Source organism: Glutamicibacter sp. Je.9.36 (assembly GCF_051129975.1).
GTDB lineage: Bacteria > Actinomycetota > Actinomycetes > Actinomycetales > Micrococcaceae > Glutamicibacter.
On sequence record NZ_JBCPSN010000001.1, the window covers coordinates 261908 to 275344 of the forward strand.

Below are 13437 nucleotides of genomic sequence, written 5' to 3' on the forward strand. Positions count from 1 at the left end.
CACGAAGCACCGCTCTCCCCTGTTTAAACTCCCCAGCATTGCTCCTTGTTCCCCACGTTAGACAATTCTCATAATCGACCGCCGGCCCCGCATCTAGGCGCTGCGCACCGGCTGCTTTGCCCCGGACGTGATCCTCGCCAGCAAGTCGGCGGCCACGGACACGGCAATCACCGCCGGCTGTTTGCCCCGCACCTGCTCGATCCCAATGGGGCACTGGATCGCCGCGATCTGTTCGTCGCTGAAGCCGCTGGCACGCAGATTCTTCTGGAAGCGGGCCCACTTGGCGCTCGAACCGATCAATCCGATCGATCCCAAGCCCGGGTGGCGCAACGCGGCATCGCATAGGTGGAAATCCTCGGCATGATCGTGCGTCATGATCAGCACGTGCGTTCCCTCCGGCAGGCAGCTGAGCACCTGCTCCCCGAGCACCGCCACCGCCGAATGGATCCGCGCCACGCTCGGTTCAAGGACCGGCAGGTCCTCCAGGAATTCCGGGCGCGAATCAACCAGATGCAGCTCCAGGTCATGGCGGGAGAGAATGCGGGCCAATTCCATGCCCACATTTCCCACCCCGAAGATCGCCACCGTGGCAGGAACCGGCAAGGGCTCTAGCAGCACCGTGATCTCGCCGCCGCAGCATTGCCTGCCGTACTTGGCCGGGGCCTTGTCGCTGAGCTTCATGGTGATGCTCTGCGGCTGGTTCCCGCCCGCGCTGATCATCTGCCGGGCCCGTTCCATGGCCGCCATCTCCAGGTTGCCCCCGCCGATGGTTCCGAAGATCTCCTGGCTGGCAATCACCATTTTCGCGCCGGCCTCGCGCGGGGCATGCCCGCGCACCGCGGTGATGGTGGCCAGCACCGCGGGACGCCGTTCATTGCGCAGCGCGGTGACAGCTTCAATCCACGACAGCATGGCTACCGCTCCTCCCGCGCCGCTTCGATCGCCCAGAACACCGCTTCCGGAGTCGCCGGGGACGCCAGCGGCACCGAACGCCCGGAGCGGCCGAAGGAGGCAATGGCCTGACGCAGTGCCTCGCGCACCGAGAAAGCGAGCATCAGCGGCGGTTCTCCCACGGCCTTGGATCCGTAAATCGCGCCTTCCTCATGCGCCTTGTCCAGCAAGCTGACGTTGAAGACGTCGGGCATCTCGGAGAAGCTCGGGATCTTGTAGGTGCTCGCGGCTTGGGTGGCCACCCGTCCGCGGCCCGGGCCATCGGAGGTGTCCCAGCGCAAATCCTCCAGGGTCAGCCAGCCAGCCCCCTGCACGAATCCTCCCTCGATTTGCCCCAGATCCACCAGCGGCGAGAGGGAATCGCCCACATCATGGACGATATCCACGCGGCGCAGCACATAGGAGCCGTCAAAGCCGCTGACTTCCACCTCGCTGGCCGCCACCCCGTAGGAGAAGTACTTGAACGGGCTGCCCGTCATCCGCGACAGGTCCCAATGCAGCCCTTCGGTCCGGTAGAAGCCGGCGGCCGAAAGCTGGACCCGCTGGAAGTACGCGGCGTTGACCACTTCTTCCCACCCCAGCGATTCGCTCTTGCCCAGCGCGGTGACCCTGCCGCCGCTGAAGCGCAGGTCTTGCGCCGGAACCCCCAATTTCCCGGCGGCCACCTGCGCGAGCCGGCCGCGGATCTGCTCGCACGCATCCTTGACCGCGCCGCCATTCAGGTCGCTGCCCGAACTGGCTGCGGTGGCCGAGGTATTGGGCACCTTGTCGGTGCGTGTGGGGGCAATGCGCACCTTGGACAGCGGCACGCCCAAGGCGGTGGCGGCCACCTGCAGCATCTTGGTATGCAGGCCCTGTCCCATTTCGGTGCCGCCGTGGTTGACCAGCACCGAACCGTCCTTGTAGACCAGCACCAGCGCGCCGCCCTGGTTGAAGGCGGTGAGGTTGAAGGAGATGCCGAATTTCACCGGCGTCATCGCCAGCGCCCTTTTGGCGTGCTCGTGCCCGGCATTGAATTCTGCGATCTGCTCCTCGCGCGCGGCGATATCTGCCGAGCCGAGCAGCTGGCTCCAGGCAGCCTCCAAGCGCTCGGGATGCCGGACCGGCTGGTAGTACGGAGTGTCCTGTCCCTGGGTGTAGAAATTGCGGCGGCGCAGTTCCCGGGCGTCCAATCCCAGCTGCGGGGCCACCCGGCCCAGGATGTCTTCCATGACCAGCATGCCCTGCGGACCGCCGAAGCCGCGGAACGCGGTCTGCGAGGTCTTATGGCATTTGGCGATGCGCCCGTTGACCCTGATATTCGGGATCCAATAGGAATTGTCGATATGGCACATCGCGCGGGTCAGCACCGGTTCGGACAGATCCAGGCTCCATCCGCCGTCAGCGGTCAGCTGGGCCTGCAGGGCCAGGATCTTGCCCTGCGCGTCGAAGCCGATTTTCCAGGTTGCATGGAATCCGTGGCGCTTGCCAGTCATGGTCATGTCCAGGGTGCGGTCCAGCCGCACCCGCACCGGCCGTCCGGTGAGCACCGCACCGAGTGCCGCCACCGCGGCATAGCCATGGGGCTGCATTTCCTTGCCGCCGAAGCCGCCTCCCATGCGCAATACCTGCACGGTGACCTCGTGGGCTCCAATGCCCAGCACATGCGAGACGATGTCCTGGGTTTCGGTGGGATGCTGGGTGGAGCAGTGGATCATGATCTGCCCGCTCTCATCCACCATCGCCAGCGAGTTCTGGGTTTCCAGATAGAAGTGCTCCTGGCCGGCGAACTCGAAATCGCCCTCGAAAACGTGGGCCGCCTGCGCGAAGGCGGCCTCCGGATCGCCCTTGGAGATCTCGGGCTGGATACCGTGGAAGCTGTTGGCCTCGATCGCGTCCTTGATGGTGATCAGCGACTCCAGCGGTTCGTACTCCACGCGCACCGCCCTGGCCCCGGCCTTGGCAGCTTCCAGGTCTTCGCCCAGGACCCACGCCACCGGCTGGCCGAAGAACATGATCTCGTGAACCGGGAGCAGCGGCTCGTCGTGCTTGGCGCCCTGGTCATTGACCCCGGGGATGTCTTTCGCGGTGATGACCCGGACCACCCCGGGTACCTGCAGCGCCGCGCTGGCATCCAGGCCCAGGATTTTTCCATGGGCGCAGATGGACTGCACCGGGTAGGCATGCAGGACCCCGGCCAGGCGCGCGGCCAGGTCGTCGGTATACAGCGCGGTGCCGGTGACGTGCGCGGCCGCCGATTCGTGGCGGTGGCGCTGGCCGACTACCGGTGCATCGGGGCGTTGGGATAGCTGGCTCATGAGTTCTGCTCCTGTCCTGCTTCAAAGCGGCGTTCAAGCTGCTGGGCATAGAACCGTTCAAGCGAGGAGGCCAGCATGGCCTTGCGGTAGTTGGCGCTGGCCCGGTGGTCATCCATCGGCGTTCCTTCGGTGCCCATGGTGCGTGCCGCGGACCGGATGGTTTCCAGGTTCCACGGTTGGCCTTCCAGCAGTGCTTCGGTGGCCACGGCGCGCAGCGGGGTCGCGGCCACGCCGCCCAGCCCGATCCGCGCCCTGGTGATCATGCCGTCCGACACCGTGAGCGCATAGCCGATGGCTACCGAGGAAATGTCATCGAAGCGCCGCTTGGAAATCTTCTGGAAGCTGGTCAGCGGCGCCAGCGGCAACGGGATGCGGATCGCGGTGATCATCTCCGCCGGCTCGCGCACGGTCTGCCGGTAGCCGGTGAAGTAGTCCGAAAGCGCCACCACCCGGTTGCCGCGGATGCTGGAAAGCACCAGCTCGGCCTCCAGCGCCAGCAGCGCCGGCGGGGTATCGCCAATGGGCGAGCCGGTCCCCAGGTTCCCGCCGATGGTCGCGCTATTGCGGATCAGCCTTGACGCGAACTGCCCGAAGAGCTGGGAGAGCAGCGGAACCTGCCCGGCGAGCTTGCGTTCCAGTTCGCTCAGGGTGCAGCCTGCACCCAATTCGAGGTACTGCTCGTTCCAGTGGATCTGGCGCAGCTCGGGCAGCCGGTCGATGGCCAGCACCGAGCGGGCGCGGGCGCCCTTGATGTTGACCTCCACGCCCCAGTCGGTGGCACCGGACACCAGTACGGTCTGCGGTTCGGCGGCCAGGATCTGCAGTGCCTGGTCCAGATCGATGGCCCGGCGGAAGCGGCCCAGGTCCCCGGTAGGGGTATCGGCGCGCTGGATATCCGTGGCTGCCGGGGCCGGTGCGGCGCGCTGCGCCCGGGCTGCCAGCTGGTCGTCCCCGGCGGGCTCGCCCAGGGCGTAGGCGGCGTCGCGGATCGGGCGGTATCCGGTGCAGCGGCAGAGATTGCCCGACAGCGCGTGCAGGTCGAATCCATTGGGTCCGCACTCGTGCTCGCCGCTATCCTCCGCGCTGACTGCGGGATTGGCGGTCCGCTCGGGGCGGTAGTATTCGGCGGCCATGGAGCAGACGAATCCGGGGGTGCAATAACCGCACTGGGATCCGCCGCGGTTGGCCATCTCTTCCTGCACCGGATGCAGCGCCGCGACGCTGCCCAGCCCTTCGGAGGTGATGATTTCCTGGCCGTCGAGTGCCGCGGCCGGCAGCAGGCAGGCGTTGACCGCCGTCCACCTGCTGCCTTCCCCATCACTGCGGGCCACCAGGATCGAGCAGGCGCCGCACTCGCCCTCGGCACAGCCTTCCTTGCATCCGATCAATTGCTGCCCGCGCAGGAAATCCAGCGCGTTGGTATGCGGCGGCCCGTCGAATTCCCGGACCTTTCCGTTGACCGTAACCAGGCATTTTGTCTCTTGCGTTGCCTCGGCGCTCATGCCGTTGACACCTCCTGCGCCCGGGCGTCGCCCGGCGCACCATGAATGAATTGGATGATGGGTGGGATCTGGCGCCCTGCCGGAGGTTCCAGGCTCGTCCAGGGCGCCGCCGCGTGCTGCGGCGGGATCAGTTTCCGTGCGCGATCTGGCCCTTGGACCAGGCGAGGCATCCGCCCATGATTACCCTCCAGAATTCGGATCATTCACATCCATGCAAACCATCAAGGTGAGCCACCTCACCTCAGTGGATCCTTACTATAGCCCGTATCAGCTCAGGCCAGTAGGGCCGTAATCGGGCCCCGTGCGAAGTACACCAGGAAGCCCAGCGCCACCACCCACAGCAGCAGATGGATCTTGGCATACCGCCCGGCCGCGGTGTTCACCACCACCCAGGCGATGAACCCTGCGCCAATGCCATTGGCAATGGAGTAGGTCAGCGGCATGGTGATCAGGGTGAGGAACGCCGGCATGGCGCTGGAGAACCGCTTGAAGTTGATCTCGCGGATCTGCGCGCACATCAAGGTGCCCACCAGAACCAGTGCCGCGGCAGCCACCTCGATGGGAACCACCGAGGTCAGCGGCGTGAAGAACATCGACCCCAGGAACAGCACCCCGGTGATGACCGAAGCCAGCCCGGTGCGCGCTCCTTCCCCGATGCCGGCCGCCGAATCCACGTAGACGGTATTCGAGGAGGAGGAGCCCATGCCTCCGGCCACCGCGCCCAGGCCCTCGACCACGAACGCGGCCTTCAGCCGCGGGAAGGTGCCGTCCTTGCGCGCCAGACCGGCATTCTTGGCCAGTCCGGTCATGGTGCCCATGGCGTCGAAGAAGTTCGTGAACACCAAGGTGAACACCAGCATCGTCGCCGCCAGCGCGCCGATCCGCCCGAAGGAGCCGAACAGGTCGAACTCCCCGGCCAGCGACAAATCCGGCAACGAGACGATATTTCCCTGCAGCACCGGCATGTTCAGGTGCCAGCCATGCGGGTTATCCGCACCGGCTGGCCCGATCCTGAACACCAGCTCGGCGATCATCGCCAGCACCGTGGAGATCACGATGCCGATCAGGATCGCGCCCTGCACCCCGCGGGCCACCAGCGCACCCATGATCAGCAACCCCACCACGAAGACCATGGTCGGGATCGAGACGATCGACCCGCCATCGCCCAGCTGGACCGGAGGCCCGGCGGCGGTACGGGTGACGAAGCCGGAGTCCACGAACCCGATGAAGGTGATGAACAGCCCGATGCCCACCGTAATGGCGGCCTTCAGGTCCTTGGGGATGGCCCGGAAGATCGCGGTGCGCACCCCGGTCATCCCGAACAGGACGATCAGCACGCCGTTGACCACCACCAGTCCCATGGCCTCGGGCCAGGTGACATCCTGGATCACCGAGACGGCCAGGAAGGAGTTGATGCCCAGCCCGGCGGCCAGGCCGAAGGGCAGGTTGGCGATCAGCCCGAACAGGATGGTCATGGCCCCGGCCGTCAGCGAGGTCATTGCCCCGACCTGCGCGGCCGGAAGCCAGTTGCCGGCCACATCCACGGGTGCGGCCTCGGCGCTGAATCCGCCGAGGATCAGCGGGTTGAGGATCACGATGTAGGCCATCGTGAAGAAGGTGACGATCCCGCCGCGCAATTCCCGCGCCAGCGTGGACCCGCGTTCGGTGATGCTGAAGAACGCGTCCAGGATGCCGCCCGGCCCGCCCGGCCGGCGCGGTTTGCTGCCGCGCTGCGCGCCCTGGGGGCCAGCTGGCAAGCGACTTGTCGTGGTCATGGTCCTGGACCTTTAGTAGTCGGTCCGGGATTCTTGCGAATCCCATGCCTTGAACGGCAACAGGTGCTCGCCGCCTTCGGACTGGAAGCAGTTCACCGGCATCAGCGAGCGGTTGGATTTTGCTTCGAAATAGTCGTAGAACACCGCGTCGTCGAATCCGGCGGCAGCCGCATCATGCCTGTTGGCCGCGAAGAAGACCTTGCCGATGCGGGCCCACAGCGAGGTGGCCAGGCACATCGGGCAGGGTTCGCAGCTGCTGTAGAGCACGCAGCCGCTCAAGTCGAAGGTCCCCAAGGCGGCGGCCGCGGTGCGGATGGCCACCACTTCGGCGTGCGCCGATGGATCATTGTTGGCCGTGACGCGGTTGACCCCTTCGAAGACCTGGCCGTCGGGGGTGACCACGACGGCGCCGAAAGGCCCGCCGGCGTTGTGGACATTTGTGGTGGCAATATCGATGGCCATCGAAAGATAGTCTTGGCCAGTGGTAGTAACGCTCATCGCGTGGCTCCTCATGCTTTGGACAAGAGAACCGCAGCGCGCTGCTTGGCGCTTGCTACCGGTTGCGCTTGTCACCTGAAATCGATCAGTTGCATGCCCGGTAGATAGCGACCCATCAGGTGGGTGCCCGCCATAGACAGCTACGAGATTATCAGCGGATTGTGACGCGCGCAACACTTCTTTTGAAATCTCTTTTTCGCATCATGAACAAAAACTTGCCGTCTTGCCGCTCATCCCCTCTCCCACTAGCAGCGATCCGACGGGACTGGCCCCTCCCTCCAGCACCGCGAATCCCGAAGCTGGATCCTTGCCCCGGCGCTCGGGTTTCCAACACATTACAGCCGCCTATCGGCGCACCGATCCGGCGGGTGAATTTAAGTTCCCTTTGGCGCAACAACCTGAGCACCTAGGCGAAATACCTCTTTGAGAAGCTCAGATGCATCAAGTGATAGAGAAGGGATCGGATAACGTGAGCGCACAGCTAGAAGCATCTGACACATCGCAGGCACTGCAGGTGCAACCGGGACGCTGGGTCAGCAACTGGACCCCGGAGGATCCAGAATTCTGGAAGCGCACCGGATCTGCGGTAGCCAGCCAAAACCTCAAGTGGTCCATCTTCGCCGAGTTCCTCGGATTCAGCGTTTGGCAGCTGTTCGCCATTGTCGTGGTCTATCTTCCAGCAGCGGGATTCAGCTACAGCACCACGCAGCTGTTCTGGCTGATCTCCATCCCGAGCCTCGTCGGTGCCACCTTGCGCATCCCCTACACGTTCATGGTGGCCCGTTTCGGCGGGCGCAACTGGACGGTCATTTCCGCGCTGCTCCTGCTGATTCCGGCCGGCGGCATTTCCCTGGCCCTGGCTGATCCGTCCACGCCATTCTGGGTCATGCTCAGCCTTGCGGCGCTGACCGGCTTCGGCGGCGGAAACTTCGCTTCCTCGATGGCTAATATCACCTACTTCTACCCCGCTTCCCGCAAGGGGTGGGCGTTGGGCCTCAACGCCGCCGGCGGCAACCTCGGCGCGGCAGTCGCCCAGCTGCTTGTACCGGTCATTGTCACGGTCTTCGCCGCCGGGGCGTTGCAGCTTCCGCTGGCAGGGATGCTCTGGATCCCGTTGATTCTGCTCTCCGCATGGGGTGCCTGGAAATACATGCACAACCTGTCGTCGGCCCGCTCAGATATCCGCGGCGCCATTGCCTGCCTGAAGGTAAAGCACCTGTGGATCATCTCCGCCCTGTATGTGGGAACCTTCGGCTCGTTCATTGGATTCTCGGCAGTATTCCCCAAGCTGATCGTTGACACCTTCCCCGAATACGCGGCCTTGCCGTTGGGCACCGCAACCATCACCCTTGCCTTCCTCGGCCCGCTGGTCGCGTCCCTGGCCCGTCCATACGGAGGCAAGATCGCTGACAAGCTCGGCGGCGCACGCATCACCGTGGCGACCTTCGGAGCCATGGCCTTGATTACCGCTGCGCTAGTGCTCAGCCTGCCACGGGCCAACTTCTGGATGTTCCTCTTCCTGTTCTTGCTGCTCTTCACCGCAAGCGGCATCGGCAATGGCTCGACCTACCGCATGATCCCGGCAGTCTTTGCCCTGAGCGACGAGGGAAAACAGGCAAGCCAGGTGGATTCTTCGCGCAAGGCGGCCGCAGGCCTCGGTTTGATCTCGGCCATTGGCGCCTACGGCGGCTTCCTGATTCCCCAGGCCTTGGGCCTGTCCGTATCCAGCACCGGCGCCTACACCACGGCGTTCATCATCTTCATCGCGGTCTACCTGCTGCTCATGGCCACCGCATGGTTCGCCTATGCACGCTCCGGGACCCGATTCGCCCAGCACGGAGTCTAGGATGACCGACACTCATTGCCCCTATTGCGCCCTGCAGTGCGGCATCACCTTGGAACCCAACCAGCAGGATCACGGCACCGAAACGGTGAGCCTGAAGGGACGGGACTTCGAGACCAATGGCGGGGCACTGTGCCGCAAAGGCTATAGCGCCGCCACGCTGCTCGATCACCCAGAACGCCTGCAATCGCCCCTGCTCCGCCAGCCCGATGGAAGCTTTGCCCCGGTTAGCTGGGAGCATGCGCTGGATCTGGTTGCCGAAAAGGCGCTGGGCATCCGGGCCGAATCCGGAGCCGACGCACTCGCGGTCTTCGGTTCCGGTTCGCTGACCAATGAGAAGGCCTACCAGCTGGGCAAGTTCGCGCGGCTGGCCCTGGGTACCTCGCGGATCGACTACAACGGACGGTTCTGCATGTCCTCGGCGGCCGCCGGCACCAACCGCGCCTTCGGCTTGGACCGGGGATTGCCTTTCCCGCTGGCTGATCTGGATTCGGCCGGGATGATCCTGATGCTCGGTTCCAACGTGGCCGATACGATGCCGCCCTTTGTCCGGCATCTGGCCGGAGCCCGTGAGAACGGCGGGCTGATCGTGGTTGATCCTCGCCGTTCAGCTACAGCCAAGCTCTGCGCTGATAATGCTGGCTGGCATCTGCAGCCGACCCCGGCCACCGATCTTCCGCTGTTGCTGGGCTTGGCCCACGTGCTGGTGGCCGAGTCCCTGGCCGATACCGGATATTTGGCCGCCCGCACCAACGGTTTCGATTCTTTGAAAGCCTCCTTGGCCAGCTGGTGGCCAGAACGCACCGCCCAGGTCACCGGCGTTCCTGCCGAGCAGATCCGGCACACCGCCCGGGCCTTGGCGCAGGCAGCCAGCGAAGCGAAGGCCGGCGGCAAGCCGGTCTACATCCTCACCGGCCGCGGCATCGAGCAGCATTCCAACGGCACCGATACGGTCACCGCCGCGATCAACCTCGCGCTGCTGCTCGGCTTGCCCGGAACCTTGGCTGGCGGCTACGGCACCATCACTGGCCAGGGCAACGGGCAGGGCGGTCGGGAACACGGGCAGAAGTGCGACCAGCTTCCCGGCTACCGCAAGATCACCGACCCGGAACACCGCGCGCAGGTTGCCCGCGTCTGGGGTGTTGACCCCGAAACCATTCCCGGTCCCGGGCTTCCCGCCGTTGAACTCCTCGACGCGCTCGGTACCCCCACCGGTCCGCGCATGCTGATGGTCCACGGGGCCAACCCGGTGATCTCCGCACCCGATGCGTCTCGCGTGATCCACGCACTGTCCAGGCTGGATTTCCTGGTGGTCTGCGACTTCTTCCTCTCGGAGACCGCAGCCCAAGCGGACCTGGTCTTGCCGGTGCTGCAATGGGCTGAAGAAGAAGGCAGCATGACCAACTTGGAGGGGCGGATCCTGCGCCGCCGCGCTGCCTTGGCGGCACCGGAACATGCGCGCGGAGAACTGTGGGTCTTCGCCCAGCTCGCCCAGCGCCTGGATGCTCCCGGCCACTTCTCCCCCGATGCCCGAGAAGTCTTCGAAGAACTCAAATTGGCTTCAGCCGGCGGCTTGGCGGATTACTCGGGAGTGCGTTGGGATGACCTCGATGCCGGGGCGGCCATCTACTGGCCGTGCCCTGCAGGCACCGAGGTGAAGGCCGAGCGCGGCATCCGCAATGGAACCCCTCGGCTATTCCTTGACGGTTTTGCCCATGCGGATCGGCGTGCAGTGCTGGTGCCAGTTGCTTTCCAACCGGACCCCCGGAGGAGCAACTCGGCCGTGTCCCTGGTGACCGGCCGGCTGCTGGAGCACTACCAGTCTGGCGCGCAGACCCGCCGTGTTCCCGAGCTGGCCCAGGCCGCCCCGGAACCGCTGCTGGAAATCCATCCAGCAACCGCCCTAGCCCACCAGATTGTCCAAGGACAAAAGGTCGTGATCAGCAATGAACGCGGTGAAGTCACCGCCCGCGCACTGCTGAGCTCCGATGCCCGGCTGGACACGGTCTTCCTGCCCTTCCACTACCCGGATTCCGGTACCGCAAACCTGCTGACCGAGGCGAAACTCGACCCGCACAGCAAGATGCCGGAATTCAAGCACGCCCATGTTTCGCTGAGCGCTGTGAAAGAGGAACAATGAACGAGCAACGCCCGCAACGCATCGTCATCATCGGCTTCGGCCCCGTCGCCGCGTCCCTTGTCGAAGGGCTGCTCCCGGCAGCGGCGGCCGGCCACTGCGCCATCACCATCATCAGCGCCGAAGACCACCTGGCCTACAACCGTGTGCTGCTCGCCGAGCTGGCAGCCGGAGCCGCCGAGTTCGAACACCTGAGCATGGTGGATCCGCTGCGCTTGGCCGATGCCGGAATCCAAGTGCGCTTGGGCGTGCAGGCTACCGGCATCGATCGCTCACGGCGCCGGATCCATCTGGGCGGCAATGACTATGTGTCCTACGACCGGCTTGTTTTCGCCACCGGCGCCCGAGCGGTGATCCCCACGCTCAACGGCCTGAATTTCGATCCGCACGCTGATGCTTCACTGCCAGCCGGAGTTTTCGCCCTGCGCACGGTGGATGATGCCCACCAGCTGCGCAATTCAATCGATCTTGGCCAGCGCATTTTGATTCTCGGCGGCGGTGTTCTGGGTATTGAGGCGGCGTTGGCCATTGCGCGTACCGGGGCGCAGGCCGTGCTGGTGCATCACGGTCCGGCCCCCTTGGGACGCGTCGTGGATGCAGATGGAGGGGCGCTGCTGACGCGTAATCTGCGTGAAGCAGGTGTCGAGGTGATCCCTGGTGCGACGGCCAGTGGCATTCAGAAGGATGCACAGGGTTTCACCGGCCTGATGACTTCCACCCACGGACTGATCCAGGCTGATGCCCTGCTCATTTCCACGGGTGTGAGAGCCAGAACAGAGCTGGCCTCGGGCTGCGGATTACCGGTGGGCCGCGGTATTAAGACTGATGAATTCCTTTGCGCCGATACCGAGCAGCGAATTTTCGCCCTCGGTGACTGTGCCGAAGTTGCCGGACAGCCACCGGTCGGACTGCTGGCCCCGGGCTGGGCCCAAGCTGCATGGTTGTCCCAGCAATTGTTGCAGCTGGCTGGTTCCACTGGCGCCGAGCCGCTTGCTGCCCCGGACTTCTCTGCTTCTGATGTATTGATGCTCAAGGGACAAGGCATCGAGCTGACTGCAGCCGGCGATATCAGCGCCGGTTATTGGGACGATACCGATCTGCAGGCAACCGTCTATGCAGATCCTGCGCGCGGACGGTATCTGAAGATCGTCACCCGGCAGGATACGGTCACCGGATTCCTGGCCATGGGATTGCCGCAAACCAGTGCCGAACTCGTTCTGGCCTATGAACGGGCCACCGCGTTGCCTGAAGACCGTTCGGCCCTCTTGCGGCTGGATGATCCGGCAACGGATCAAATCGCTGCTATCCCCAGCGATGATGATCAGCTGTGCCGCTGTTCGGGCGCTACCTACGGCCAGGTAGCCCATGCTGTAGGCGCTGGATGCACCACCGTCGCCGAGGTCGGCGAGAACTGCCGTGCGGGCACCGGTTGCGGCGGGTGCAAAGCGAAGATCGAAGAGTTGCTGGCCAAGGCGCCTGCCCTGGCGCAATGACTCCAATGGGCGGTCGGCTCCCAGCGAGCTGGCCGCCCTTGCCTATGCCCGGCCGGAACGCAAAGACGCAGGGACGAAAGCCATGAGCTTTCGTCCCTGCGTTTGGATGATGATGCGAGTTGCCTTATTCTTGCACGCCACCGCTGGAAAACGCGATAGCCGGAGCTAGTTGGTTGCAAGCGAATCCGTCTCGTCGTTCAGTTCATACCAGCCTTGCCAGGCCGAATGCTCGACGTTCAGGCTGCGATCTGATTTGATACTCATTTGCTCTGCTCCATCCATAGCTGTCCCTCGATTTCCATGAGCCGCTGCACTGGCAGCGGCAGCGAATCGGCGTTCAGGCATTCGCCGGTATCCAGTCGGTACACTTCCTTGTGCAGCGGGCAGGCAACGGTGGCCACGCTGGTTCCTTCGACCATGGTGTCGCCCAGAATGCCGCGGGCCATGACCTTCGCGCCGCTGTTCGGGCAGTGATGCGAGGTTGCGTAGAAGGCATCTTCTTCGGTACGGAACAGGGCTAGCTGTGTGGCCTCAAGCCACAGCGCCTCTCCCCATCCACGCTCCAGCTCTGCACTGCGGCAAAGCGGAGCCAAGCTCAAAGTAGCTTCACGGGTGTCTTCTGCAATTTGCGTGCTCATGAACGTAAGCCCTTCGTGGTTGGCATCTGCTGACATACCGAGCTTAGAAGCCGCATGTTTCGCCCGATGCTTCCAGCCGTTGCCAGTCCGTAAAGCATGCCTAACAGCAAAAATGGGCACCGTGAATCCTGGATTCTCCCGGAAATCCGCTGGTTTATCCTGTCCTTTTCCCTTTGCACAGCGATTGCCCATTGCGAATGATTCGAATATGTTTCAGCCGCTTCACCCGGCTTTCGTCTGATGGTGGAGAGAATTGCTCCGGCCGAAACACAAGGGTAATTGCGGCGCAAAGCATGCTTTCTA

The 13437-nt window shown here is 64.3% G+C and carries 9 protein-coding genes; 3 read left to right on the top strand and 6 right to left on the bottom strand.

The window, feature by feature from the left end; genetic code table 11:
• Positions 1 to 93 precede the first annotated feature (93 nt).
• The 5 genes from xdhC to AAZQ98_RS01230 all read right to left on the bottom strand — a co-directional run bounded on the left by xdhC (position 94) and on the right by AAZQ98_RS01230 (position 7023).
• Complete coding sequence (xdhC, locus tag AAZQ98_RS01210) at positions 94 to 912, bottom strand: xanthine dehydrogenase accessory protein XdhC (RefSeq protein ID WP_434689233.1); 819 nt, start codon at positions 910 to 912, stop codon at positions 94 to 96.
• Between the two features lie 2 nt (positions 913 to 914).
• Positions 915 to 3248 carry a xanthine dehydrogenase molybdopterin binding subunit gene (gene xdhB, locus AAZQ98_RS01215; protein ID WP_434689235.1) on the bottom strand — a complete coding sequence of 778 codons (2334 nt, stop codon included), beginning with the start codon at positions 3246 to 3248 and terminating at the stop codon, positions 915 to 917.
• Positions 3245 to 4750, bottom strand: coding sequence for a xanthine dehydrogenase small subunit (locus tag AAZQ98_RS01220; protein ID WP_434689237.1), 1506 nt, complete (start codon positions 4748 to 4750; stop codon positions 3245 to 3247). The genes xdhB and AAZQ98_RS01220 overlap by 4 nt, the downstream gene beginning before the upstream one ends.
• A gap of 272 nt (positions 4751 to 5022) precedes the next feature.
• Positions 5023 to 6525: an NCS2 family permease gene (locus AAZQ98_RS01225; RefSeq protein ID WP_434689239.1), complete on the bottom strand. Its 1503-nt coding sequence runs from the start codon at positions 6523 to 6525 to the stop codon at positions 5023 to 5025.
• Between the two features lie 12 nt (positions 6526 to 6537).
• Entirely contained in the window at positions 6538 to 7023 is a 486-nt protein-coding gene (locus AAZQ98_RS01230; RefSeq protein WP_388023371.1) for a nucleoside deaminase, read from the bottom strand.
• A 436-nt stretch (positions 7024 to 7459) separates the two neighbouring features.
• On the opposite strand from AAZQ98_RS01230, the gene AAZQ98_RS01235 reads away from it, so the two are divergent.
• The 3 genes from AAZQ98_RS01235 to AAZQ98_RS01245 are packed head-to-tail and all read left to right on the top strand — an operon-like array spanning position 7460 to position 12496.
• Entirely contained in the window at positions 7460 to 8869 is a 1410-nt protein-coding gene (locus AAZQ98_RS01235; RefSeq protein WP_434689241.1) for an MFS transporter, read from the top strand.
• A gap of 1 nt (position 8870) precedes the next feature.
• A complete protein-coding gene (locus AAZQ98_RS01240; RefSeq protein ID WP_434689243.1) occupies positions 8871 to 11006 on the top strand; it encodes a molybdopterin oxidoreductase family protein in 2136 nt (711 codons plus the stop codon).
• The gene (locus AAZQ98_RS01245; protein WP_434689245.1) at positions 11003 to 12496 is read left to right on the top strand and encodes an FAD-dependent oxidoreductase; all 1494 of its coding nucleotides are present in this window, start codon (positions 11003 to 11005) and stop codon (positions 12494 to 12496) included. The genes AAZQ98_RS01240 and AAZQ98_RS01245 overlap by 4 nt, the downstream gene beginning before the upstream one ends.
• Positions 12497 to 12756: 260 nt before the next feature.
• Here the strand turns inward: AAZQ98_RS01245 and nirD are convergent, their stop codons facing one another.
• The gene (gene nirD, locus AAZQ98_RS01250) at positions 12757 to 13134 is read right to left on the bottom strand and encodes a nitrite reductase small subunit NirD (protein ID WP_105662151.1); all 378 of its coding nucleotides are present in this window, start codon (positions 13132 to 13134) and stop codon (positions 12757 to 12759) included.
• Positions 13135 to 13437 lie beyond the last annotated feature (303 nt).

Excerpts from the sequence above, each read along its gene's own strand:
- xdhC (WP_434689233.1), bottom strand. The coding sequence starts at position 912 with ATGCTGTCGTGGATTGAAGCTGTCACCGCGCTGCGCAATGAACGGCGT.
- xdhB (WP_434689235.1), bottom strand. The coding sequence starts at position 3,248 with ATGAGCCAGCTATCCCAACGCCCCGATGCACCGGTAGTCGGCCAGCGC.
- AAZQ98_RS01220 (WP_434689237.1), bottom strand. The coding sequence starts at position 4,750 with ATGAGCGCCGAGGCAACGCAAGAGACAAAATGCCTGGTTACGGTCAAC.
- AAZQ98_RS01225 (WP_434689239.1), bottom strand. The coding sequence starts at position 6,525 with ATGACCACGACAAGTCGCTTGCCAGCTGGCCCCCAGGGCGCGCAGCGC.
- AAZQ98_RS01230 (WP_388023371.1), bottom strand. The coding sequence starts at position 7,023 with ATGAGCGTTACTACCACTGGCCAAGACTATCTTTCGATGGCCATCGAT.
- AAZQ98_RS01235 (WP_434689241.1), top strand. The coding sequence starts at position 7,460 with ATGCATCAAGTGATAGAGAAGGGATCGGATAACGTGAGCGCACAGCTA.
- AAZQ98_RS01240 (WP_434689243.1), top strand. The coding sequence starts at position 8,871 with ATGACCGACACTCATTGCCCCTATTGCGCCCTGCAGTGCGGCATCACC.
- AAZQ98_RS01245 (WP_434689245.1), top strand. The coding sequence starts at position 11,003 with ATGAACGAGCAACGCCCGCAACGCATCGTCATCATCGGCTTCGGCCCC.
- nirD (WP_105662151.1), bottom strand. The coding sequence starts at position 13,134 with ATGAGCACGCAAATTGCAGAAGACACCCGTGAAGCTACTTTGAGCTTG.